Origin of the sequence: Peribacillus sp. NPDC096447 (assembly GCF_044762725.1) — a bacterium.
Classification (GTDB): domain Bacteria; phylum Bacillota; class Bacilli; order Bacillales; family DSM-1321; genus Peribacillus.
The window spans coordinates 551,465-576,007 of record NZ_JBIWEV010000004.1 but is presented as its reverse complement, the minus strand read 5'-3'; the positions used below and the strand labels follow the sequence as shown (position 1 = coordinate 576,007).

Here is a 24,543-nt window from a genome sequence, read left to right as displayed (position 1 = left end):
TAATTTTTTAAAAAGTGTATTGTTCGGATTTTGTATTGACTTCCAGTTTGGATTATTGATAAAATAGGTTTGTTTGATAAGAACCGGTTAATGATCGGTATTACGTGAACCTTTGGAGGTGCTTTATTCAGATGTCATCAGTTGTAGTAGTCGGTACACAATGGGGAGACGAAGGTAAAGGTAAAATAACAGATTTTCTATCCCAGAATGCGGAAGCCATCGCTCGTTATCAAGGTGGGAATAATGCAGGGCATACAATAAAATTTAACGGCGTTACCTATAAACTGCATTTAATTCCGTCAGGGATTTTTTATAGTGATAAGATTTGTGTCATTGGAAATGGTATGGTGGTTGATCCAAAAGCTCTTGTAGAGGAGCTTGCCTATTTACATAGCCATGGGGTGAGTACGGATAATCTTCGTATCTCGAACCGTGCACATGTCATTCTTCCTTACCATATCAAATTGGATGAAGTCGAAGAAGACCGTAAAGGTGCCAACAAAATTGGAACGACTAAAAAGGGAATCGGCCCTGCATATATGGACAAAGCTGCTCGTAACGGAATCCGCATGGCAGACCTTTTGGACCGTGAAATTTTCGAGGAAAAATTGTCTCAAAATCTTGTCGAAAAAAACCGTATGTTTGAACGTTTCTATGAAACGGAAGGTTTCAAAATCGAAGATATCTTGGAAGAATACTATGAGTACGGACAACAAGTGCAGAAATATGTTTGTGATACATCCGTTGTATTGAATGACGCACTTGATGAAGGAAAACGGGTATTATTCGAAGGGGCACAAGGTGTTATGCTTGATATCGATCAAGGAACGTACCCATTCGTCACTTCATCTAACCCGGTTGCAGGTGGAGTTACGATCGGTTCTGGTGTAGGTCCTACGAAAATCAACCATGTGGTTGGAGTATGTAAAGCATATACAAGCCGCGTGGGCGATGGTCCTTTCCCTACAGAATTACATGATGAAGTCGGCAACCAAATCCGGGAAATTGGCCGCGAATATGGTACAACTACAGGCAGACCTCGCCGTGTAGGCTGGTTTGACGCTGTTGTCGTTCGCCATGCTCGCCGTGTCAGCGGGATTACCGATTTATCATTGAACTCGATTGACGTATTATCAGGCCTTGATACGGTCAAAATTTGTGTGGCTTATGACTACAAAGGCGAGATCATTCATGAGGTTCCAGCGACTTTGAAGGCGATTGGCGAATGTAAACCAGTCTATGAAGAGCTGCCAGGCTGGTCAGAAGACATCACAGGCTGCAAATCATTGGATGAGCTTCCAGAGAACGCTCGCCACTATGTAGAGCGCGTATCTCAATTGGTAGGCATTCCTTTGACCACTTTCTCTGTCGGTCCTGACCGTAACCAAACTAATGTCGTGAGAAGCCCTTGGCGTCTAGCGTAATTCATGAAAAAGGAGCTGGCTTTTTTTGCCGGCTCTTCTTTCGTTATTAAGATCAATGCATCATCTGTCACGTTCGGGAGGTCCGGGATACCGAATGAATGGATTAAACTGTAGGGAAAATGAAAAAGATAAGAAAAAAATAATTTTATTTCAAAAAACTATTGCCTAAACTATACTAACCATGATATTATCAAAAGCGTCGTCACAATAGAACAAGCCATTAACAAGCTGCAGATGTTAAGTTCACATCATGCAAAGAAACATTTCATTAGAACGAGCCATTAGCTCAGTTGGTAGAGCATCTGACTTTTAATCAGAGGGTCGAAGGTTCGAATCCTTCATGGCTCACCATTTTTTCCGGCCCATTGGTCAAGCGGTTAAGACACCGCCCTTTCACGGCGGTAACACGGGTTCGAATCCCGTATGGGTCACTTCTTTATATAAATGCTTTACTGGTCCCGTGGTGTAGCGGTTAACATGCCTGCCTGTCACGCAGGAGATCGCGGGTTCGATTCCCGTCGGGACCGCCATTTTATTTTTATACTAAAATAGAATATTTGGCTCAGTAGCTCAGTCGGTAGAGCAAAGGACTGAAAATCCTTGTGTCGGCGGTTCGATTCCGTCCTGAGCCATCCTTTTATAAACGCCTTTCCTTTAGGGCGTTTTTTTGTTTTGCATTCAGATGTATTTTGAATGAAATACTGTTAATAGATTGTTAACGATTTGTAACATACCAATTTAGACCAATTCGGCATATAACTCGCTTTTAGTCTTACTGGGCTTAGGTCCACTCCTTTTTCCTCAGTTTATTGAACCTTTCCCATTACCATATTTATTGGTACATGTTGTCACCATTTATACAGTTCTATTACATTATGAAGTCTGTTTCTTGTTTTTTTTCTTAATATGGTAGAGTTATGAGTGATAAAAATCATTATAGCAATCAGTCATGAGCATGTGGATATTTAAATTGGACTAATAAAACTCAAAATAAATTTGATTAGTTTCTTAATTGGTGACTGAGCCGTTAAGGAGGACAATATATGTTTAGCTCAAAAGGTAAGGGGATCATCCTGTTGATGGTTTCCGTCATTTTAGTGCTTGCAGGAAATCGGGCAACTGCTGCTGGGCTATCGGAAACAGCAACCATTCAGCATGTTTATCTTAACGATGAGTTCGTCGGAAGTGTCACGGATGAAAAGGAAATCGAAAAGATCGTAGCCGATAAAGTAGAAGAAGCACAGGAAGATTATCCTGACTTTACATTCGATAAGGAGAAACAGCTGACTTTTGTACCTGAAGAGGTATTCGATGAAGAGGTAAAAGAGGATCAGGCTGTTAAGGGAATTCAAGATCAGTTGAATGTGAAGGCAGAGGCGTATGAAATCGACATAGATAATCAGGCGGTCGCTTATGTTGCGTCAAAGGAAGATGTCGAGGACGTTCTGGAGAAAATCACTTTATTATATGTGGATGAAGAGGAATACGCTGAATACGAATCAGGTAAAAAAGAAAGTGAAAAAGATGCGGATCCGTTAAAAGAGCCAGGAAGTAGGATTCTGGACATCGAATTTTCACTTCCAGTTACGTCTATAAAGACAATGGTATATCCAGACGAAATCAAGAGCGTCGATGAAACCCTTTCCATGATAGAAGAAGGAAAGGAAGAAACGACGATCTATGAGGCTAAGGAAGATGAAGATCTTGAAGCCATTGCCACTAGGCATGATATGGACCTGGATCAACTGCTGGAGCTTAATCCGGGACAGGATGAGAACAAAGATGTTAAAGAGGGCGAGCGTCTCTATGTGACCCAGCGTACCCCCTATGTGAACGTAATGGTAGAAAGAGAAATATTTAAGGAAGAGAGAATTCCTTTTCAAAAGAAAGTGAAGGAGGATGACGAACTCCTTAAGGGCGAGATCATTACTGAACAAATAGGGAATGAGGGGATTCTTGCGTTCACCTATAATGTATCTGAAACAAACGGAAAGAAAATCAGTGAAACGATCGTAAAAAAAGAAGTCACGGAAAAAGCCAAAACAGAAATCACCAGAAAAGGCACCAAGGTCATTCCTTCACAGGGAAGCGGTACATATTCATGGCCTGCAGATGGGGGCTATATTTCCAGTAAGCAGGGCCCGCGCTGGGGGAAACTTCATAAAGGTATTGATATTGCCCGGCCAACCACCAGGACCATAACGGCAGCAGATCATGGGATAATCGAAACTGCAGGAAACTCCGGAGGATATGGAAATAAGATAACGATCAATCATAATAATGGATATAAGACAGTATATGCCCATTTGGATTCAATAGATGTAAAAGCAGGACAAAAGATTGAAAAAGGCATGAAAATTGGCATGATGGGTTCAACAGGGCACTCGACTGGTGTCCACCTCCATTTTGAAATATATAAAAATGGGTCTCTCGTTAATCCGCTAAACTATATAAGTCAGTAACCGGTGGAAGTCTTCGAAAAATATTCGAAGACTTCTTCTGCTTCATACATAGATGAGAATAATAGGAAAAAGGTGATTTAATGCCTATAAAATGATAAAGTAGAATAGAGACAATTTGCTTTCGTTTACGGTGTTCAGCCCCTTTTATTGGGTATATATATGTAAGTTTGCTGAACTAGGTTGCGAAGATTGGTGCAAGCAGAAGGAAAAGTGAATAAGGTCCCGGATAAGGACACGGTTTTTAATAGATTCAGTTCAGTTATTAAAAAGGAGATAAGTACATGGATAAAAAGATTCTGGTAGTGGATGACGAAAAGCCAATTGCTGATATATTACAATTCAATCTAAAAAAAGAAGGCTATGAAGTTTTTTGTGCTTATGATGGCAATGAAGCCCTCAAAATGGTAGAAGAACGGCAACCTGATTTGATTTTACTTGATATCATGCTGCCGCAGCGCGATGGGATGGAAGTTTGCAGGGAAGTAAGGAAGAAGTATGAAACGCCGATCATCATGTTAACGGCAAAAGATTCAGAGATAGATAAGGTCTTAGGATTGGAGCTTGGTGCAGACGACTATGTGACAAAGCCATTTAGTACCCGGGAAATAATTGCCCGCGTTAAGGCGAACTTAAGACGTCAGCAAGCTGTTCCGGTTCCCGATCAAGAAAATGAACCGAAGGAAATTACGATAGGAACGCTAACAATCCATCCGGATGCCTATGTGGTATCCAAGCGGGGCGATACGATTGAATTGACGCATCGCGAATTTGAATTGCTTCATTACTTAGCGAAGCACATCGGTCAGGTCATGACAAGGGAGCACTTATTGCAAACCGTGTGGGGCTATGATTATTTCGGGGATGTACGGACGGTCGATGTAACGGTCAGACGTCTTCGTGAGAAGATTGAAGACAATCCTAGCCATCCTGGCTGGATTGTAACTAGAAGAGGGGTCGGTTATTACCTGCGTAACCCTGAACAGGAGTAGTTTCTATGAAAAAGGTTGGTTTTTTTCGCTCAATCCATTTTAAATTTGTTCTGATTTATGTTTTGCTCATTTTCGTAGCGATGCAAATAATCGGGGTATATTTTGTTGGGGAATTGGAAGAAAATCTAGTTGGGAACTTTACGAAATCAATAAAAGGCCACGTTAACCTGCTTACCTACAGCATTGGTGAAGAAATGGAAAAAGAGAGGGGCGAGGAAGATCCAACCCTCGAAGAAGCGATTGAAACGATATTGAAAGACCGGGATAATTCATCGAATGATATTTCGGAAGTACAAGTCATCGACACCCGCAGCAGACGCGTGATCGGAACTTCAGCCCTAGGTAACCAGGATATTGTAGGGAAGAAGACGACAGAGGTCCTCATTAAGAATACGCTCACTTTTGGAAAAGAAGATAGTGATATATTTCGCGATAAGAAAACAGGCAGGCGGCTCTGGGTCCTTTCGACACCCGTTGAAGCAAATGGGGAGGTCATTGGCGCCGTCTATGTAATAGCGGAGATGGAAAATATCTTTGAGCAGATGGATGAAATCAATAGCATCTTCATGACAGGTACGGCCATCGCTTTGGTCATTACGGCTATCTTGGGGATCCTGCTCGCAAGAACGATCACCAGACCCATGTCTGATATGAGAAAACAAGCACTGGTGATGGCGAAAGGGAATTTCTCCAGAAAAGTCAGGGTATATGGCGATGATGAAATTGGCCAGCTTGCCGTCACTTTCAATAATTTGACCAAAAAGCTTCAAGAGTCGCAATCAAGCACAGAGGGAGAGCGGCGTAAGCTATCATCTGTCCTTGCCAATATGACGGATGGCGTAATTTCAACGGACAGGCGCGGTCGGGTGAACTTGATTAATGAACCGGCGGCACAATTATTGAATGTCTCGAGTGAAACCGTCATGAACCAACCGATCATTGAGGTTTTGGGTCTTGAAGAAGAATATAAATTTGAGGATTTACTGGAAGAGCGAGAGTCCATCATCCTTGATTACAGCAAAAAAAATCGTCCTTTCGTTTTGAGGGGGAACTTTTCGGTCATTCAAAAGGAAACGGGATTCGTTAATGGTTTGATCACGGTTTTGCATGATATAACAGAGCAGGAAAAAATCGAGAGTGAACGCAGGGAATTCGTTGCCAATGTATCACATGAACTGCGAACTCCGTTAACGACGATGAGAAGTTACCTGGAAGCATTGGCTGAAGGGGCATGGAAGGACGAGGAAATCGCTCCATCGTTTTTAAGTGTGACCCAAAATGAAACGGAGCGAATGATCAGGCTTGTTAATGATCTGCTGCAGCTTTCGAAAATGGACAGTAAAGATTACAGGCTTAAAACAGGCTGGGTAAATTTCAATAAATTCTATGACCACATCATCGATCGTTTTGAAATGACGAAAAATGATGACATCACGTTTAAGCGTGATTTGCCGAAGGAAGCTTATTTTGTGGATATTGATGAAGATAAAATCACCCAGGTTCTCTATAATGTAATCTCCAACTCATTAAAGTATTCACCTGAAGGGGGTCAAGTGACTTTCCGCGTCAGGGCATCTGATGGCTTTATCATTGTGAGCATTACAGATCAAGGAGTGGGTATCCCGAAAAACGTCATTGATAAAATATTCGACCGCTTCTACCGTGTGGATAAAGCAAGGGCCCGTAACTTAGGCGGGACAGGGCTTGGTTTAGCGATTGCAAAAGAAATGGTCGTGGCGCATGGCGGGAAAATATGGGCGGAAAGTGTGGATGGAAAAGGAACTACCGTGTTCTTTACACTTCCTTACGAACAGGAAGAAGAGGATGATTGGTCATGAATTTTGAACGTGCAAAAAGTATCATACTGATTATTTTGGTCGGGACAAGCATTTTTTTGACATGGAGCATTTGGACGTACGAGCCTGAATATGATCTATTTGAACAATCGTCGGAATTTATAAAGATTAAAAGCGATGTCCAGATTGTCAGTGATGTCATTAAACCAGTCAGTATCCTTTTCCATGGCAATGGGCAGCATTTCCAGACTTCCAATCCGGCAGAAATCAACGAAATGGAAAAGGAATTTTTACAATGGCGTTTCAGAGGCTTAAAAGAGGTATCCGTAAAAAGGCTGCAAAGGAAATTTGACGATTTTGTCCATGAAGATGGGTCGATTGAAATCGAATTTTCCGATGATATCCCCATCTCTCTTTATAAAACGGTATTGAATATAACGGATAAGGAAGTGCCTGAATTTTCGTTTGATCGAATCATCATTAAACAAAAGGATATCAGCGGTAATGAATCTGCCGTTTATTTTGTTTCCTATGATCAAGAGAAGATATATCAAGGTATGGTCGACTCTAAAAAACTAAGGAATTTCATGGATTCATTTTATAGGGGTTCCTACGATAAGCACCCTAAATACATGGCCGAAACGATAAACAGCAAAAGGACGCTGTTCGTTCCGGAAAAGCCAGTGGAGATCAACAGACTTGAATATTATATCGACTATTTGGATATTGGAGACCTTAAAAGCGCTCTATTTATTAATCCGAAGTACGTACGACAGGAACCCGTTTCGGTCGGTGAGGAATACACGGATGGAACAAGACTGATGACGGTCAATAAAGACAATTACCTAATTTCTTATATCAATCCGGCACAAAAGAGAAAGCTATTCGGCAGTTCCAGTGCCCTTCTCCAAAAAGGCATAGCGTTCATCAATGATCATGCTGGTTGGGAAGATAACAATTACCGCTTTGCCTATATGTCGGAGAATGAGCAACGAGTGGTATTCCGCTTATTTGTGAATGGTTATCCGGCCTTCAATGAATCCGGAATGACGGAAATCGAGCAAATTTGGGGGAAAGAAGAAATTTATAGCTATGACCGTCCATATTTTAAACTGGACTCAGTCCTCCCGTCAGTAGGATCGCCAGAGACTTTACCAAGCGGTAAAGAAGTAGTGAATCAGCTGAAATCGAAAGATAATATCGATTTCAATAGCGTGGAGGACATCTCGATAGGCTATAAACTGGATAAATCCCTCGATTCCAAACTTGTGACTCTAGTTACACTTGAGCCCACTTGGTATTATCGTATCGGCGATAAATGGTTTATTGTGCCTTTTGATGACACGGGAGGCGATCAAAGTGGATTGGAATAATACAAAGTCGATTTTCATCATGGTTTTCTTCGTTTTGAATATTTTTCTTCTTTATCAATTCCTGGAAAAGATTAATGACTCCCAATTAGAAAGCTTTACGGAGCCATCAACGGAAGAACTGTTGAAAGAAGATGGGATTTTAATAGAAACCCCACTTCCGAAACAAAAGTCGGATCAATTCCTGATTGCCCAAAGCAAGACCTTCGAGAAGAAAGATATACAGCACCTGAAAAATCAAAAAGCAAAAATCATCGATGATAAGAAGCTTGTGGGTACATTTAAGATACCGGTTGGCATGAAAGAGGAAATTAATGCTGCAGACCTTGATATATTCCTGAAGGAGTATATATTAAATGGAAATGAATATCATTTTTGGAGCTATGATGAAATCAGCCAGACCATCATCTGCTATCAAGTGGCAGATAAAAAGATGTTTTTTAATAATAGTAAAGGGAAGGTCACTCTATATCTGAACAAGAAGGGTGAAATCGTTTCCTATGAACAGATGTATTTAGAGGGGATCAAAAAATTCAATAAACCTAAAGAATTGACATCGGCTTTAAATGCTATCGGAGCATTATATCAGAATGGTGATATTGATCCCAAAAGCAAAGTCACGAATGTAAAATTGGGATATTACAATTCGCTGCAGACAACATCTGTGTCACATTTACTTGTGCCAACATGGTGGGTGGTCATTGATGACGAAACGGATCTCTTCGTGAATGCTTTTGATAAAGAGGTCATTGAATTGAATACAGAAGAAAAAATACTGGAGTGAGTATAGATGACAATGCATTTTAGTGTTCTCGCAAGCGGGAGTACAGGAAATGCCTTTTTCGTGGAAACGGAGGATCAATCATTCCTCGTCGATGCCGGCTTAAGCGGTAAAGCCCTGGAATCATTGTTTCAGGATATAGGCCGTGATATGTCGAAGCTGTCCGGTATCCTTGTTACCCATGAACACAGCGACCATATTAAAGGTCTTGGCGTGGTTGCCAGAAAACATAAACTCCCGATATATGCGAATGCAAAAACATGGAATGCCATGGAGCGATCGATCGGTGAAATTGCAACCGAACAAAAATTCACATTTGAAATGGAACAGGTCAAAACGTTCGGCAGCCTTGATATAGAATCTTTCGGCGTTTCACATGATGCGGCAGAGCCGATGTTTTACGTCTTTCATCATGACGATAAGAAACTTGTGGTCATTACCGATACAGGGTACGTAAGTGATCGGATGAAAGGAATCATCTCGAATGCCGATGCTTATGTATTCGAAAGTAACCATGATGTGTCCATGCTGAGGATGGGAAAATATCCATGGAGCATCAAGCGCCGAATATTAAGTGATGTTGGACATGTTTGTAATGAGGACGCCGCCCTTGCCATGAGTGAAGTGGCCGGTGATAAGACCAAGCGGATTTACTTGGCCCACTTAAGCCTTGATAACAATATGAAGGATCTAGCAAGAATGTCGGTCGAACAAACGTTAAAGACAAAGGGGATCATTGTAGGTGAACAATTTTCCTTATATGATACTGACCCGAAAAGACCAACGGAACTTGTTACATTATAAATAAAAGGAATGGATGAGGGATACCTTGTTCATTCCTTTTTATTTTTAATAATTTCCGATTCGTAAGTTACGAATCGGATTAAAAGGGGTATCGTTTGGTTAGAACTGTATAGGTAAAAGGAAAATGGCTGTATATTAGTCAATTTTTTAGTTTCCCTTAAATAAAAGCATGCATTTTTTTAGAAAAATTTCGGTAATTGAGTATAATTGAGGGAGGATACCAAACAATAGAATTGCTATAATTCATTCCTAAAATGAGAGGATGGGGCGGTCTTGGGTTATTATGATCAGAATGATGAGAACCAAAATAAACGGAAAAAGAGCCATACGAGCTATTTTCTAGCAGGCTTGGGGGGCGCCATTATCGGGGCCTTACTTATTTTATTAGCCTTTCCGGGAAGTGGACTGTTAAATAACGATGATAACGAAATTACAACCGAAAAATCAACGGGAAGTGAGTCCACGGAGCAGGCTCAGCAAAACCTTACTGTTGATGTAACAAGTGCCGTCACCAATGCCGTTGATAAAGCCAGCGACGCAGTGGTCGGCATCACTAACATTCAGGAAACGAACTTCTGGAGTCAAGGGAGCAACGCCGAGGACAGTTCGGCAGAAGCCGGCACAGGTTCGGGAGTCGTCTACAAAAAAGATGGCGGCAAGGCCTATATCGTCACGAATAATCATGTCATTGAAGGCGCTAATGAACTGGAAGTGACATTAAGTGATGGCACTAAATTGCCAGCTGAACTACAAGGCAGTGACCCATGGACAGATTTAGCCGTCATTGTCGTGAATGGTGATAAAATCAAAACCATTGCAGAATTCGGAAAATCTGACAAATTGAAACCTGGTGAGCCCGTAATTGCCATTGGTAACCCATTAGGCCTTCAATTCTCTGGATCGATCACACAAGGGATCATCTCCGGTTTGGAGCGTACGATAGAGGTGGATATCAATGAGGACGGCCAAGTGGATTGGAATGCGGAGGTCATTCAGACCGATGCAGCGATTAACCCAGGTAACAGCGGGGGGGCACTCGTTAATATGTCAGGGCAGGTCATCGGAATAAATTCGATGAAGATTGCAGAAAATGCAGTGGAAGGAATCGGTCTTTCCATCCCAATCGATTCAGTTATCCCGATTATTAATGATATAGAGGAATTTGGTGAAGTGAAACGTGCTTTCTTGGGTGTGAACTTGGCATCTGTAGAAGAAATTTCCCAATACCATCAACAAAATACATTAAAGCTGCCAAGGAAAGTTACTTCTGGCGTTGCAATAACAGGCGTTCAAAGCAACTCTCCAGCATCCAAAGCAGGATTGAAGGAATTTGACGTCGTAGTTGGAATGGATAATGAAACAATCCATGATGTCGTGGAATTAAGAAAATACCTTTACAATGAAAAACAAGTCGGTGATAAAGTTAAAATCACGTATTACCGTGACGGAAAGAAAGAGACTACGGAAGTCACGCTTTCAAGCAGCGAAATTTAAAGCATAAAAGGACAGGGGGCAGAAAATGCCTGCTGTCCTTTCTATTTCCTTGCGCTTTTTTTATTTTTTGTTACGATTACCTGTGGATATATACTGTAATTATGGATTACAAGTAACTTGTGGATAATTGGGAATGGAAGTACTGGGAATAATGAAGGGGAAAGGAGATATGAAAGATGAAATTATATTGCTGTCAGGAACACGTGGACATGGCGCTGGATGAAGTGGTATACGAATGTGAAACCTATCCTGTTTTAACGCTGGTTTCCGAAGAAAATCAGTTATCAACAACCTGTGAATATTGTCGAAACGTGGCAATATATCTAGTAGGGAACTAATATTCCCATACAAGATGTGGATAGATTTTGTGGATATGTGGATAACTTTTGTGGATAACATGTTCGTAACCTGTTCTTAACATTTTCCGAAGAATAAACTGGAGGGTTGAATTGTTTAAATCAAGCTTTTGGTTGTACGAATAATCAACCATGATTCTATATCGAATCTGAACTAAGTCCAGCCTAAATTCTTCAATATACATTAAAAAATAATGAAAGTTACCGTTGCCGCTTTCAGTGGCAGCGGTTTTTATTTTTAAAAAATTGGAAAGGATATGCTTGTTTTGCTTATAGGTCACTGTAAGGTATGATAATAGGTAGGCAAATCCAACAATTGATAGTAAAAACATTAATGAAAGCTAGAGGATATATATGAAAATAACGATTATTACTGTTGGCAAGCTAAAGGAAAAATACTTAAAGCAAGGAATTGCTGAATATACAAAAAGGTTAAGCGCCTATGCTAATATAGAACTTGTCGAAGTACCGGATGAAAAGGCTCCGGAGAACCTGAGTGCAGCGGACATGGACATTGTAAAGCAAAAGGAGGGTGAACGAATCCTGGCCAAAGTCAGCCCGGACACCTACGTAATAACGCTGGAGATCAATGGAAAACAGCTTACTTCAGAGCAGCTGGCCACTCATATGGATCAGCTGGCCACTTATGGAAAGAGCAAAATTGCTTTTATCATTGGCGGGTCGCTTGGGCTTGGCACCGAGGTGTTATCAAGAAGTGATTATGCCCTTTCCTTCTCGAAAATGACCTTTCCGCATCAATTAATGAAACTGGTTCTAGTGGAGCAAATATATCGGGCTTTTCGGATAAATAGAAATGAACCATATCATAAATGAAAGAACTGATTCCGGGGAAATTCCCCGTAAGGTCAATGGGTTAACATATTAAATCTTAATGTAATGAAAAGAGGGTAACGAATGAATAAAGAGTCCATTTATGGTTTAACATTCGAACAATTGACAGCATGGCTTTTGGACCATGGCCATAAAAAATTCAGAGCTTCCCAAGTCTGGGAGTGGCTTTATAGAACACGTGTGACGAATTTCTCTGAAATGACGGATGTTAATAAAGACTGCATAAAATTACTTGAAGAGCACTTTGTCATCCAGACTTTGACTGAGCACGTTAAGCAAGAATCAGCAGATGGTACGATCAAGTTTCTGTTTAAATTACAGGATGGAAACCTTATTGAAACGGTCATGATGAGACATAAATACGGAATTTCGGTTTGTGTCACCACCCAAGTGGGCTGCAATATTGGCTGCAGTTTCTGTGCAAGTGGATTATTGGCCAAAAGCCGTGATTTATCCAGCGGGGAAATAGTGGAACAAATCATGAACGTTCAACTGCATCTGGATAAATTGGAACAAGGGGATGTTGTAAGCCATGTTGTTGTAATGGGCATTGGCGAACCGTTCGATAACTTTGAAAATATGATAGACTTTTTGAAGGTGCTCATGGACCATAAGGGTCTTGCCATAGCGGCTAGGCGCATTACTGTTTCGACGAGCGGTCTTGCCAATAAGATTTATGAATTCACCGATACCCAATTACAGGTGAATCTGGCCATCTCATTGCATGCGCCGAACAATGAACTCAGGACACGAATCATGAAAATAAACCGAGGTATTCCAATAGAAAAATTGATGAAATCTCTTGATTATTATTTAGAGAAAACGAATAGGAGAATTACGATTGAATATATCCTATTGAAAGATGTCAATGACCACCAAGAAGAAGCCGAGCAACTCGCCAATCTTCTTGAGGACAAAAAACATCGCCTCTATGTCAACCTGATCCCATATAATCCTGTAGATGAGCATAGTCAATACCAAAGAAGTGAAAAAGAGTCCGTTCTCTCGTTTTATGATACGCTGAAAAAGAGAGGCATAAATTGTAAAATCCGCCAAGAACATGGAACGGATATTGATGCGGCTTGCGGTCAGCTTAGAAGTAAACAAATCAAGAAGGCTGAAGCTAAGTAAATTCATTAAGATAAAACAAAAAGAGGCCGCATATTTTGCGGCCTCTTTTGGCATGACTTCATTATTTAGCTACTTCCTTTACCGAGGCGACTTCATACGTTGTAAGCTCGCTGCCTAGAATTGGAGATTCTTTTTTTGCTTCACCGGAACCTGGTTCAGGCCGTTTATGTGCAGCTTTGAATGCATCGCTATTTCTCCAAGCAGTAAAGTTATCAAGGTTTTCCCAGTACATATTTACGCTCAGTTCATCGTAATCCGACAAATTCTGCGTTAATAATACTTCAACTTTTACGAAGCCTTCCATAGTATCAAGTGGACCTGGTGCAGTAAATCCAGGGGCCATGACTGCACCCATCCCTTTTTTGACTCTGATTCTATTCGTTACGATTATCATAAATCAGCTCTCCTTTTGGACTTCGGTTAGAATCTACACCCTATTTTCCGCAATTTCATACATATTTTAGCATATTGAAAGAAGCAGGGTCCATTTTGATTAACTCGGATCATGAGATCCTGATGACCCTTGTTTTAATGAGGCCGGACGTTTCAATATATTGAAATAAGGCAATTGAATTTGGATATTGCAAGGTTTATCGATGCATATCGCGTATAATAGAACTCTGTATAAGGAAATTACGATTATGGAAACAATAAGGCAACATACTAAACAACAAAAGAGGCTGTTATATGAATGAATTGAGTTTTACTGATTATACATTAAGCGATGAAATTGTAAGGGCATTAGAAAGCTTGGGATATCAACATCCAACCGAGGTACAGCGTGAAGTGATTCCAGTGGCGCTGAAAAAGCGTGATCTTGTCGTTAAATCGCAAACGGGAAGCGGCAAGACCGCTTCATTCGGCATACCGATCTGCGAAATGGTCGATTGGGAGGAGAATAAGCCTCAGGCGCTTATTTTAACACCGACACGTGAGCTTGCCGTGCAGGTTAAAGAGGATATTACGAATATTGGCAGATTTAAGAGGATAAAGGCTACTGCAGTTTATGGAAAACATCCATTCGCACTCCAAAAAGCGGAATTGAAACAAAAAAGCCATGTAGTCGTTGGAACTCCGGGGCGTGTTCTGGATCATATCGAGAAAGGGACATTCGCCTTGGAACGCTTAACTCATTTAGTTATTGATGAAGCGGATGAAATGCTGAATATGGGCTTCATTGAACAAGTGGAAGCCATTATTAAAGAGCTTCCGAAAGATAGAGTAACCATGCTGTTCTCTGCTACGTTACCTGAGAGTATAAAAAAACTATGCAAGCAATATATGAAAGATCCTTTGGATATTGAAATCAAAGCAAAGGGATTAACGACGGAGAAAATTGAACACGCTCTTATTGAAGTGAAGGAAGATGATAAGTTTTCCCTGCTTAGAGACGTCACCATCACGGAAAACCCCGATAGCTGTATCATTTTCTGCCGGACAAAAGATAGGGTGGACCAAGTATGTGAACAGCTGCTGGAGCTGGAATATCCGTGTGATATGATTCACGGCGGCATGCTTCAGGAAGATCGCCTTGCAGTGATGAATGAATTCAGAAGAGGTGAATTCCGCTATTTGGTTGCGACAGATGTTGCTGCACGTGGAATTGACATCGATAATATAACCCATGTGATTAACTATGACCTGCCATTGGAAAAGGAAAGTTACGTACATCGGACTGGAAGAACGGGCCGTGCCGGCAAAAAAGGAAAGGCCATTACTTTTATGACGCCGTACGAAGATAAATTCCTTGCTGAGATCCAAGGATATATCGGTTTTGAAATCCCTAAGATGACTGTTCCTTCAAAAGAGGAAGTCTCCAATAAAAAAATGGAATTCGAAGCGAAACTGGAAGCTCGTCCAAAGATCAAAAAAGATAAAAGTGAACAATTGAATAAACAAATCATGAAGCTGTATTTTAATGGCGGCAAGAAAAAGAAACTCAGGGCTGTGGATTTTGTCGGGACCATCGCTAAGATTGATGGAGTGAATGCAGAGGACATCGGGATCATTACGATTCAGGACAATGTTTCTTATGTGGAAATATTGAATGAAAAGGGACCACTTGTCTTGAAAGTAATGAAAAATACGAAAGTAAAAGGCAAGCTTTTGAAGGTTTCAGAGGCCTTTAAGAACTAAAGATGTTGAATGTAAGGAGCGGGAAGGCCGAAAATCGGTCTTCCCGCTCCTTTTTTATATGTTTTTCTTCCCGTCCCCATTGTTTCAAAACTAGGGACGGGAAGAATTCGACCTATCTCAGACATAATTCGACCTACCCCGAAATAATCCGTTCTCACTGGAATCCTTTTTTTGTTTTATGAGGATGTGGGATTCTTTTTCTGAATTCTGTTTATCCGTCAAAACAGAGTGGTATATGAGGAAGGATAATGCAGTTATTTTGAATCAATAAATACATACAACACGATTTAATCTGAATTCTTAGACATGGAGGGGAATGAGTGGGATGACGAAAGAAAATGAAAGCGGAAGAATCGATGAGCATAGTAAGCAGCGGCAGTTGGATCAATATCGAGTGGACGATAATGGGAAAAAGATGACGACTAACCAAGGTTTGCGTGTTTCTGAGGATGAGCATTCTTTGAAAGCGGGAACCCGTGGTCCAACTTTGATGGAGGATTTTCATTTTCGTGAAAAAATGACTCATTTTGACCATGAGCGTATTCCTGAGCGGATTGTCCATGCGCGTGGATCTGGAGCACATGGATATTTTCAGGTATATGAACCGATGACCGAATATACAAAGGCCAAGTTTCTTCAAGACCCTTCAGTCAAGACACCAGTATTCGTTCGTTACTCCACTGTGGCAGGTTCCCGAGGTTCGGCAGACTCGGTCCGTGATGTAAGGGGATTCTCTACAAAGTTTTATACGGAGGAAGGAAACTATGATTTGGTCGGAAATAATATTCCGGTATTTTTTATCCAGGATGCCATTAAGTTCCCGGATTTAATTCATGCGGTTAAACCGGAGCCTCATAATGAAATACCTCAGGCCGCGTCTGCCCATGATACTTTTTGGGATTTCGTCGCCAACAATGAAGAAACGGCACATATGGTCATGTGGCATCTATCTGATAGGGCCATACCGAGAAGTTTCCGGATGATGGAAGGGTTTGGTGTCCACACATTCCGTTTTGTAAATGAGCAGGGCGTGGCCCATTTCGTTAAATTCCATTGGAAGCCTGTACTGGGAGTTAAATCCCTTGTCTGGGATGAGGCACAGAAAATTGCAGGGAAGAATCCTGATTTTCATCGCCAAGATCTGTGGGAAGCGATAGATACCGGAAATTATCCTGAATTTGAATTTGGCGTGCAAATGATTAAGGAAGAAGATGAATTCAAATTCGACTTTGATATCCTCGATCCTACTAAACTATGGCCGGAAGAACAAATCCCTGTGAAAATAATCGGAAAAATGGTTTTGAACCAAAATACGGATAACTTTTTTGCAGAGACGGAACAGATAGCCTTCCATCCGGGGCATGTTGTACCTGGTATTGATTTTTCAAATGATCCGCTGCTTCAGGGACGTTTATTCTCATACACCGATACCCAGCTATCCCGATTGGGAGGACCGAACTTCCATGAGCTTCCGATTAATAGGTCGGTTGCTCCCGTCCATAATAATCAGCGCGATGGCATGCACAGAATGTCAATAAATCCAGGGCCGGTCAGCTACCACAAAAATTCCCTTGCAGGTAACTCTCCTGAACCTGCTTCGGAAGAGGAAGGCGGCTATGCACATTACCAGGAAAAAGTCGAAGGCAGAAAGGTCCGGCAGCGCAGTGAAAGCTTCAAGGATCATTACAGCCAGGCTAAACTATTTTGGAATAGCATGACGGAAGTGGAGAAGGAGCATATTATACAGGCTTTCCACTTTGAAGTGGGAAAAGTGAAAAATAAGGACGTTCAGCAGCAAATTGTCGAGATGTTCAGCAATGTAGATGTCGAACTGGCTAAAACGATCGCTATTGGAGTGGGCGTGAAGCCTCCAGCCAACAAGAGTGAAGTCAAAATGGATTTGGCATCTCCGGCCTTAAGCCAGGAGCAAATGAAAGTGAACACGGCCGCAACAAGAAAAGTGGCAATCTTGGCCGCAGATGGTTTCAACGGGCCGGAGGTTAATCAAGTGTTAGAATCATTTAAATCGGCAGGTATAACGGCGGAAATCATCAGCATTAATCGTGGAGTGATTACAAGTTCTGAAGGACAGCAGGTCGAGGTGAATCAGACATTCCTGACAGCCGATTCGGTACTTTTCGATGCTGTATATGTGGCAGGAGGCCAGGAGAGTGTCGATGTCTTAAAGGCGTCCAAGGAACCCATTTACTTTGTTGATGAAGCCTACAATCATTTCAAAGCGATTGGTGCGGGAAAAGAAGGAGCCGAGATTTTATCGAAGGCAGGCATCGTTTCCAATGATCCAGCCGCAGGCATTGTAGCTGTTACGGATAAAAATAGTGGTTCTGCCTTTATTGACGCAATTGCCAAGCACCGTCACTGGACACGCGCTTAATATTGAATCAAAACCCCCAGACTTGGAGTCTGGGGGTTTTTTAATAAACAGGTATCATGCTTACTTTGCTTTTTCTTCAAAAAGCGATGCAATGCCAACAATCACCTTAGTGGCCAGTATCATATTATCGACGGAAATAAATTCATATTTGCCATGAAAGTTCTCCCCGCCCGTAAAGATATTGGGTGTTGGCAGGCCCATATACGATAATTGAGAACCGTCCGTACCACCGCGTATTGGTGAGATTTTCGGTTTTATATCGAGTTTCTCCATTGCTTCATGGGCAATATCCACGATTTCCTTCACGGGCTCAATTTTTTCCTTCATGTTGAAGTATTGGTCGTGTAATTCAAGCTGGATCCGGTTTTGCCCATATTCTTCTTTTAAATCCTCGATTACTTTTGTTATATATTCCTTGCGGTCATTGAATTTTTGGCGGTCGAAATCCCTGATGATGTAAGAAAGCTTGGTCTCTTCCACGTCACCGTGAAATGAAAGCAGATGATAAAATCCTTCGTAGTCCTCCGTATATTCCGGTGCTTCTGCCACTGGAAGCTTATTATGGAATTCCATTGCGATTTTGGCTGAGTTGACCATTTTTCCTTTAGCCGTACCAGGGTGAATATTCGTCCCTTTGATCATGATTTTGGCCGATGCTGCATTGAAGCTCTCATATTCAAGTTCTCCAAGTGGGCCACCGTCCACGGTGTAGGCAAATTGGGCACCAAAAGCATCTACATCAAACTTATGGGGTCCCCTTCCGATTTCCTCATCGGGAGTAAAAGCAACACGGATTTTTCCATGCTTGATTTCCGGATGCTGGATCAAATAATCCATGGCAGTCATGATTTCGGCAATTCCAGCCTTATTATCTGCTCCCAACAGGGTTGTCCCATCCGTTGTAATCAAGGTATGCCCTTTATAGTTCTTAAGCGAAGGAAAATCATCAGGTGAAAGAATGACATCCAATTTTTCATGTAAAGTAAGATCTTTGCCATCATAGTTGTCAACGATTTGCGGTTTTACATCTTTTCCAGTGAAATCCGTTGCTGTATCGACATGGGCCAAGAAACCGATTGTCGGGACATCCTTATTTGAATTGGCTGGCAAGGTTGCCATGACATAGCCGTTCCCATCAATTGTCACATCCTTCATCCCAATGGATTGAAGTTCCTTGACCAATGCATTTGCCAAGGTCAGCTGTCCGGGTGTAGAGGGGCATGAGGGATTTTCCTCATTCGATTGGGTATCCACTTTCACATAAGAAGTGAATCTTTCAATGATTTCATTTTTCACTTTTCCTTCAACTCCTTTTTCCCTTATCTTACCATGATTGACTGTAATGGAAAAATTATCTTTTTCAAAATCTTCTAGAGTGGTGTCATCAGCAAAGAACAGCATATCTGCAAAAGACATGCCGTTCCTTGCTATCTCTTTTTAGAGTGGATTATTCAAGGCCCATACGGATACGCTTTTCCCATGAACGGGGAATGTCGCGAACCCATCTTCTTCAATGGTAATGTGGTCATCTCTATGACAAGTTAAATCACTCCAGATTTCACCAGCCCGATGTTCACCGACGAACATCCTTTTTTCACTGTTGTGATCTCCATTAGAGATAATGACCGCACACCCCGAGCCTTCTAGCTCTTCAACTCCGTGCCGGACCCAGCCTATCGTATTTGGATCATCAAAGTAATCGGTCTGTTCTCCGTAAGCTTTTTCATACCTAGCATATAATAGGCGATCCAGGATATCCTTTTTCCCAGGCACCGGAGAAGGTCCGCCGATTCCATAATAGTCCCCGTAAAAGACACACGGATAACCGCAAAGTCTAAGCAAGGTAAGTGCATATGCCGATGGCTTGAACCAGTCCTTTACCCAAGACTCCAGTGATTCATGAGGCTGGGAGTCATGGTTATCGACAAAAGTGACAGCCTCTGCTGGATTGGTTTGGACGAGGGTATCATCAAAGATGGTTGAGAGGTCGAAGTCTGTTCCTGCGTTTGAGGCCTCATGAAATTTATAATGCAGGGAAACATCGAACAAGTTGAGGTCATGATTGGTTTGCTCTAAGTAAGTTTGACAGGCTTTAACATCCGCCTTCCAAAATTCGCCGACCATGAAAAAATGTTCCTTTGTATAAGGAATGAGTTCTTGGAGAAATTCATTGATGAATTCATAATCGATATGTTTAACGGCGTCCAAACGAAAACCATCACACTTTAACGTATCAACCATCCATTTTCCCCAGCTAATCATTTCCTGACGAACTTCCGGCAGGCTGTAATCGATGTTGGCAAACATTAAATAATCGTAGTTTCCGAATTCATCGATGACATGCTTATTCCAGTGCTTATTTTCGCCTGTGATGCGATATACGCCCATTTTGTCGTTTTCGGCATCATAGTCTGTACCATTGAAATGAGTATGGTTCCACTTAAAGTCAGAGTATTTATTTTTACGTCCCGGAAAATCGAATTTTGTCCAGCCTTCCATTTCGAATGGTTCTGAGATATCTTCCATACGGTTGTCTGGATTGACTTCAATCACCTCGAATTTTTCGGTTCCGTCAGCTCCTGCCTTATGGTTCATGACTAAATCGATATAAACGCAAAGTCCATAGTTATGACAGGTGGCTATTGCTTGCAGCAATTCATCTTTCGTCCCGTATTTGGTACGAACGGTTCCTTTTTGGTCAAATTCCCCCAAATCGTAACCGTCATATATTCCATATCCATTATCCCCAACGGATTGCCCTTTGGTGACTGGCGGAAGCCAAACGCAGTCAATTCCTATATCCTTCAACTTGGAGGCTGCATATTTCAATCTTTCCCAATGAGAACCATCTGCCTCAAGATGCCACTCAAAAAATTGCATCATCGTATGATTTCTTTTCATCCGTTCCCCCCCTGACACCGACCTTTTTTTACAAAAGTGAAACTAATGCGATCGGATAAAGTAATAATGGAAATCTTTACCCACTAAAATCAAATGATAAACAAGTGAACAATCCTCAGGTTAGAGGTTCATTTACCTCTCTATTTTACTATTTTATACCAAATAAGGATATTTTATATTGATTAGCAGCTAAAAATAATTCAAATGTGGAGGAATAACCCGGAGAATGCCTATACACCATTCAAAAAAGTATCCCGAATTTTAGGGATACCTCAGTTTTTCGTAAGTCTATTATTCTTTTTTACCTCTTCGTTTAAAGAAGTGGGCGAAAGCAATTGCACCTAATAATAAGATTAGAAGCACGGAAGATAGAATGATCGTATCTTTTGAGGAGCTGCTGTTACCTGCCCCCTTTTGGGCCATGTTCCCGTTTATACCAGGAGGTGCTCCATTCCCGCCCCGGTCCATGCCAGGAGGCTGCATCGCAGCCCCATTCTCGCCGCCCATGTTTGGTGGTTGCTGACCTGCATTTGCGTCATCGCCGATATTAGGAGCTCCGCCGCCCATACTGCTTTCTGTCTCGGCTTCCACGACCAGGTCTCCTGAAAGCTGTGCCAAGATTGATTCAGCACGTTTGACAGCGAAGTCAACCAGGGTTTCCTCGCCTGACGTTGCTTCTGTATACTCGTCCATTGTATAAAACTTGGTCGGGTCCTTTTTCACATATGGTGTGATCAATGTAGAAATTTCAGTGGTCATTGCTGTCATATTTTCTTCAGAGAAAAAATCTGTGGCAATGTCATTTAGATAATCATAATATTTTTCACGGTACTCGTCGTTGGAAAGCAGGGCATTCAATAAAGGGCGCTCTTCAAGGGTCGTACCTGAAACAGGCTCGGTAATGCTGAAGTTGATATTACTTTCATTCATGAAATTTGAACTCATATCCATCATTCCGCCACCGTTCATATTCGGTGCCCTTCCAAGGAGTTCCTTGTCATCCTGCTTAGTGTCATCGGCGTTACCCTCAGCAGCCGTTCCATCTTTTTGGTCAGCGGTTTCTTGATCAGAGTCGCCCGCCAGTCGCCCGCCGCCTCCGGAATAACCGCCAAATGACATATTATAGTCCCAAGGCAATATCGAAAAGACCCCGTTCTCTTCATACAGGTAGTAATTGTGCTTTTTATCTCCTTGATAGTGATCGAGGTTGACAAGGGCAGTATTGGCTGCGAAATAGCGCAGCATCTCATCGACATCCAGGACTTCCTCCAGATTTCCACCATTATTGATGGCATCAAGCATTTTGATCATGGCGGATTGGTCCGAATTATCGTTTGTTTTCAAGTTTATTCCTGTGTAGTCATCAATGTCTTCGCTGATCCACTTTAAATCGCTTCCCGTACCATCCGGATAATAGAGATCTCCTGTGCCATCAGTGAAGTTGGTGGTTAGAAAGGTTTCTTCTATAGCTTCCACCCCTAGATAAAGGCCCCATTCCTTTCCGTTAATGGTCACGTACATATAGGAATGTCCAGGAGTCGCTATGCCCATCTTGTCCATTAATTCATAGGAAAGGTATTCTCTCATATAGGTTGGGTCACTGTAATTATTGTTTAGAGCCAACTTTTTCAGGCCATGTAAATCTTGATCTTCCTGATAATAATCAAAGTCTATCTTCCAGCTGTAACGATCGGAATCTCCCATTTGAACAACGGAATTCAAGGAAAGGTTTCCCTTGGTGCGAAATCCCACGTTTTTAACCGTCTCCCCATCTATCGTTACATCGGCATTTACGATCTCCTTTTCAGTGGGGTTTTCCAGGATGGAATCCAAATCCTCATCAGCCAATGTTATATCGACGGTTGTCACCTTACTTTGATCAAATACAGATTTTGTATAAGTATTTCCTTTAGTGGCTTTTTCAACTTGGAGATTGGGAAGGAAAAATAGCACTGCTATAAAAATCATTATCAATAATCCAATGGTCGCTACTACATATCTTGTTTTTAACATGCCTTGGCTCCTTCCTCCTGTAGTCTTATATAGAGGGGTGGGCATGGATATTTATGTCCGCCATCTATCTTAAGCTGTGAAGTTGCCATCATAACTTAACATGATGGCAGAGTGAACGCTGTTCATGTCCTTGACTTGATTAATGAATTCGGCATTATTATCTTTTAATCGAATTTCATATGTCACTTCGAGGTTATTATCCGCCATGACGGATTTCGATTTGACGGAATGCTTTTTCACCTTGTTGGATATCATTTCTTCCAACGTTTTTTCAATTGATGCATCTGAATATTTAACGATTAATAAAAATGGATTTTCAACAGTGATCCGATTGGCAAATATGAGCATGACGATACCTATTAAGATTGCACCGATGATAACCAGCGGAATTAGTCCTGCCCCGCATAAAATCCCGGAGGCCGCTGCCCAGAATAGGAAGACCAAGTCCATGGGATCTTTGATGGGCGTTCTGAATCGTACGATGGAGAGTGCACCGACCATACCAAGGGAGATAACGATATTCGTTGATATGCCCATGATGATCAAAGCCGTGGCCATTGTCATGATGATGAGGGATATATTGAAATTGTGTGAGTACATCACACCGGAAAAGGTCTTCTTATAAATGACGTAAATGAACAATCCGATGGCAAATGCCAACAGTAATCCAATTAGGGAGTCAATGATTGAAAAGTTCTCGGTCTTGTCCAAAAAGCTTGATTTGAAAATATCATTAAAAGTGGTGCCAGTTGTCGTCGTATCCATTTGCTATTCCTCCAAATATTAAGTGTTTGCTGCAATCAGCCGTATCTTCTGCTTAGTTGATATTTTGAAAAAGCTGTTTTTCTAGTATCGATGATGGATAACAATCGTTTGATGATATCCGGAAGAAATTCGTCAAACTTTATTTCCAGGATGACACAATCTGGGTCTAAAGCATCAACCACGATTAGCTCGGGATTCAGGAAGTCCGTATCCCGATAGCTCGTTTTCACATTACTGTCAAAGGTGACCCGCACATTTCCGTACTCATAGATGAATACCTCCCTTTCATAGTCAACGACGGTTGTCGGCTTGATTTGGAAAAGGGTCATTTGAACGTATAAGTCCTTGAGGATAGCCCTTGAATCTTCGGACATCCAATCTATATCCCCTGAACGGATCCGTTCGTATTCCTCGGCAGAAAGCCAGCACTTCTGTTTATAGGTAAGGTTATTCCGCTTACTCTTTTTTTCTAGATTGATGAAATCGGTATTATGATCATAAAGTCTAGCCCTGAACTTATCCCTGTGATAGAATCCCTCTGTTTTTTGCCGCAGGATTTTATTGTCAAAGTTATCGAAATAGACACTTCGAATTAAATATTTCCCATCCAGCCCATGCGGATCAAGGCTCATGAAGTTTTGCAGATTTTTTCTTAATAAGTGACAATCCGCTTTGGTGATTGCATGTTTGAGCTCCCGCCTTCCCTTTAAACCATTCATTGTTGGTTCCTCCTTTTCTTTGATTTTTTGACCGCATTCAGCTTATAAACAGAATCTTAATAAAACCTTAACAACATTTTTATATTCAATAGATAAATAGAGAATAGGCCCCAGTTTTAACCTTTTCTTAATTTTATTGGAATTTACTAGAAGAA

19 protein-coding genes and 4 tRNA genes are annotated in these 24,543 nt (G+C 41.5%); 17 read left to right on the top strand and 6 right to left on the bottom strand.

Going from position 1 to position 24,543, the window contains the following annotated elements:
• The first annotated feature begins 131 nt into the window (after positions 1–131).
• The 15 genes from ACIQZD_RS17140 to rlmN all read left to right on the top strand — a co-directional run bounded on the left by ACIQZD_RS17140 (position 132) and on the right by rlmN (position 13,459).
• The gene (locus ACIQZD_RS17140; RefSeq protein ID WP_076368493.1) at positions 132–1,424 is read left to right on the top strand and encodes an adenylosuccinate synthase; all 1,293 of its coding nucleotides are present in this window, start codon (positions 132–134) and stop codon (positions 1,422–1,424) included.
• 275 nt (positions 1,425–1,699) lie between these two features.
• A tRNA-Lys gene (locus ACIQZD_RS17135) sits at positions 1,700–1,775 on the top strand.
• A gap of 8 nt (positions 1,776–1,783) precedes the next feature.
• Positions 1,784–1,855, top strand: a tRNA-Glu gene (locus tag ACIQZD_RS17130).
• 23 nt (positions 1,856–1,878) lie between these two features.
• Positions 1,879–1,954 (top strand) — tRNA-Asp (locus ACIQZD_RS17125).
• Positions 1,955–1,983: 29 nt separating this feature from the next.
• Positions 1,984–2,056: transfer RNA gene (locus ACIQZD_RS17120), tRNA-Phe, on the top strand.
• Between the two features lie 411 nt (positions 2,057–2,467).
• The gene (locus ACIQZD_RS17115) at positions 2,468–3,886 is read left to right on the top strand and encodes a peptidoglycan DD-metalloendopeptidase family protein (RefSeq protein WP_402904789.1); all 1,419 of its coding nucleotides are present in this window, start codon (positions 2,468–2,470) and stop codon (positions 3,884–3,886) included.
• A gap of 281 nt (positions 3,887–4,167) precedes the next feature.
• Positions 4,168–4,875 (top strand): response regulator YycF, encoded by a 708-nt coding sequence (yycF, locus tag ACIQZD_RS17110; protein ID WP_034316131.1) that lies wholly within the window; start codon positions 4,168–4,170, stop codon positions 4,873–4,875.
• A 5-nt stretch (positions 4,876–4,880) separates the two neighbouring features.
• Positions 4,881–6,713: a cell wall metabolism sensor histidine kinase WalK gene (gene walK, locus ACIQZD_RS17105; RefSeq protein ID WP_402904787.1), complete on the top strand. Its 1,833-nt coding sequence runs from the start codon at positions 4,881–4,883 to the stop codon at positions 6,711–6,713.
• Positions 6,710–8,044 (top strand): YycH family regulatory protein, encoded by a 1,335-nt coding sequence (locus tag ACIQZD_RS17100; protein WP_402904785.1) that lies wholly within the window; start codon positions 6,710–6,712, stop codon positions 8,042–8,044. Before walK ends, ACIQZD_RS17100 begins: the two co-directional genes overlap by 4 nt.
• Complete coding sequence (locus tag ACIQZD_RS17095; protein WP_402904783.1) at positions 8,031–8,825, top strand: two-component system regulatory protein YycI; 795 nt, start codon at positions 8,031–8,033, stop codon at positions 8,823–8,825. Before ACIQZD_RS17100 ends, ACIQZD_RS17095 begins: the two co-directional genes overlap by 14 nt.
• A gap of 6 nt (positions 8,826–8,831) precedes the next feature.
• The gene (locus ACIQZD_RS17090) at positions 8,832–9,626 is read left to right on the top strand and encodes an MBL fold metallo-hydrolase (RefSeq protein ID WP_402904781.1); all 795 of its coding nucleotides are present in this window, start codon (positions 8,832–8,834) and stop codon (positions 9,624–9,626) included.
• Positions 9,627–9,899: 273 nt separating this feature from the next.
• A complete protein-coding gene (locus ACIQZD_RS17085) occupies positions 9,900–11,120 on the top strand; it encodes a S1C family serine protease (protein ID WP_402904779.1) in 1,221 nt (406 codons plus the stop codon).
• 176 nt (positions 11,121–11,296) lie between these two features.
• On the top strand, positions 11,297–11,458 hold the full coding sequence (locus ACIQZD_RS17080; RefSeq protein WP_101223962.1) for a CxxH/CxxC protein: 162 nt from the start codon (positions 11,297–11,299) through the stop codon (positions 11,456–11,458).
• 372 nt (positions 11,459–11,830) lie between these two features.
• Positions 11,831–12,310: a 23S rRNA (pseudouridine(1915)-N(3))-methyltransferase RlmH gene (gene rlmH / locus ACIQZD_RS17075; protein ID WP_063234290.1), complete on the top strand. Its 480-nt coding sequence runs from the start codon at positions 11,831–11,833 to the stop codon at positions 12,308–12,310.
• Between the two features lie 81 nt (positions 12,311–12,391).
• The gene (rlmN, locus tag ACIQZD_RS17070; RefSeq protein WP_402904776.1) at positions 12,392–13,459 is read left to right on the top strand and encodes a dual-specificity RNA methyltransferase RlmN; all 1,068 of its coding nucleotides are present in this window, start codon (positions 12,392–12,394) and stop codon (positions 13,457–13,459) included.
• Positions 13,460–13,520: 61 nt separating this feature from the next.
• Here the strand turns inward: rlmN and ACIQZD_RS17065 are convergent, their stop codons facing one another.
• Positions 13,521–13,853: a heme oxygenase gene (locus ACIQZD_RS17065; protein ID WP_402904774.1), complete on the bottom strand. Its 333-nt coding sequence runs from the start codon at positions 13,851–13,853 to the stop codon at positions 13,521–13,523.
• A 293-nt stretch (positions 13,854–14,146) separates the two neighbouring features.
• Here ACIQZD_RS17065 and ACIQZD_RS17060 point away from each other — a divergent pair, with 293 nt between their 5' ends.
• Complete coding sequence (locus tag ACIQZD_RS17060) at positions 14,147–15,595, top strand: DEAD/DEAH box helicase (RefSeq protein WP_402904772.1); 1,449 nt, start codon at positions 14,147–14,149, stop codon at positions 15,593–15,595.
• A gap of 325 nt (positions 15,596–15,920) precedes the next feature.
• Positions 15,921–17,990 carry a catalase gene (locus tag ACIQZD_RS17055; protein ID WP_402904770.1) on the top strand — a complete coding sequence of 690 codons (2,070 nt, stop codon included), beginning with the start codon at positions 15,921–15,923 and terminating at the stop codon, positions 17,988–17,990.
• 60 nt (positions 17,991–18,050) lie between these two features.
• On the opposite strand, the gene pepT is transcribed toward ACIQZD_RS17055, so the two are convergent.
• The 5 genes from pepT to ACIQZD_RS17030 all read right to left on the bottom strand — a co-directional run bounded on the left by pepT (position 18,051) and on the right by ACIQZD_RS17030 (position 24,388).
• Positions 18,051–19,286 (bottom strand): peptidase T, encoded by a 1,236-nt coding sequence (gene pepT, locus ACIQZD_RS17050; protein ID WP_402904845.1) that lies wholly within the window; start codon positions 19,284–19,286, stop codon positions 18,051–18,053.
• A 141-nt stretch (positions 19,287–19,427) separates the two neighbouring features.
• Positions 19,428–20,891 carry an alpha-amylase gene (locus ACIQZD_RS17045; RefSeq protein ID WP_402904768.1) on the bottom strand — a complete coding sequence of 488 codons (1,464 nt, stop codon included), beginning with the start codon at positions 20,889–20,891 and terminating at the stop codon, positions 19,428–19,430.
• A 291-nt stretch (positions 20,892–21,182) separates the two neighbouring features.
• Positions 21,183–22,904, bottom strand: a complete 1,722-nt coding sequence (locus ACIQZD_RS17040) for a CotH kinase family protein (protein WP_402904766.1) — start codon at positions 22,902–22,904, stop codon at positions 21,183–21,185.
• 69 nt (positions 22,905–22,973) lie between these two features.
• Positions 22,974–23,669: a DUF4956 domain-containing protein gene (locus tag ACIQZD_RS17035; protein WP_402904764.1), complete on the bottom strand. Its 696-nt coding sequence runs from the start codon at positions 23,667–23,669 to the stop codon at positions 22,974–22,976.
• A 35-nt stretch (positions 23,670–23,704) separates the two neighbouring features.
• Positions 23,705–24,388 (bottom strand): polyphosphate polymerase domain-containing protein, encoded by a 684-nt coding sequence (locus ACIQZD_RS17030; RefSeq protein WP_402904761.1) that lies wholly within the window; start codon positions 24,386–24,388, stop codon positions 23,705–23,707.
• Positions 24,389–24,543: the final 155 nt, after the last annotated feature.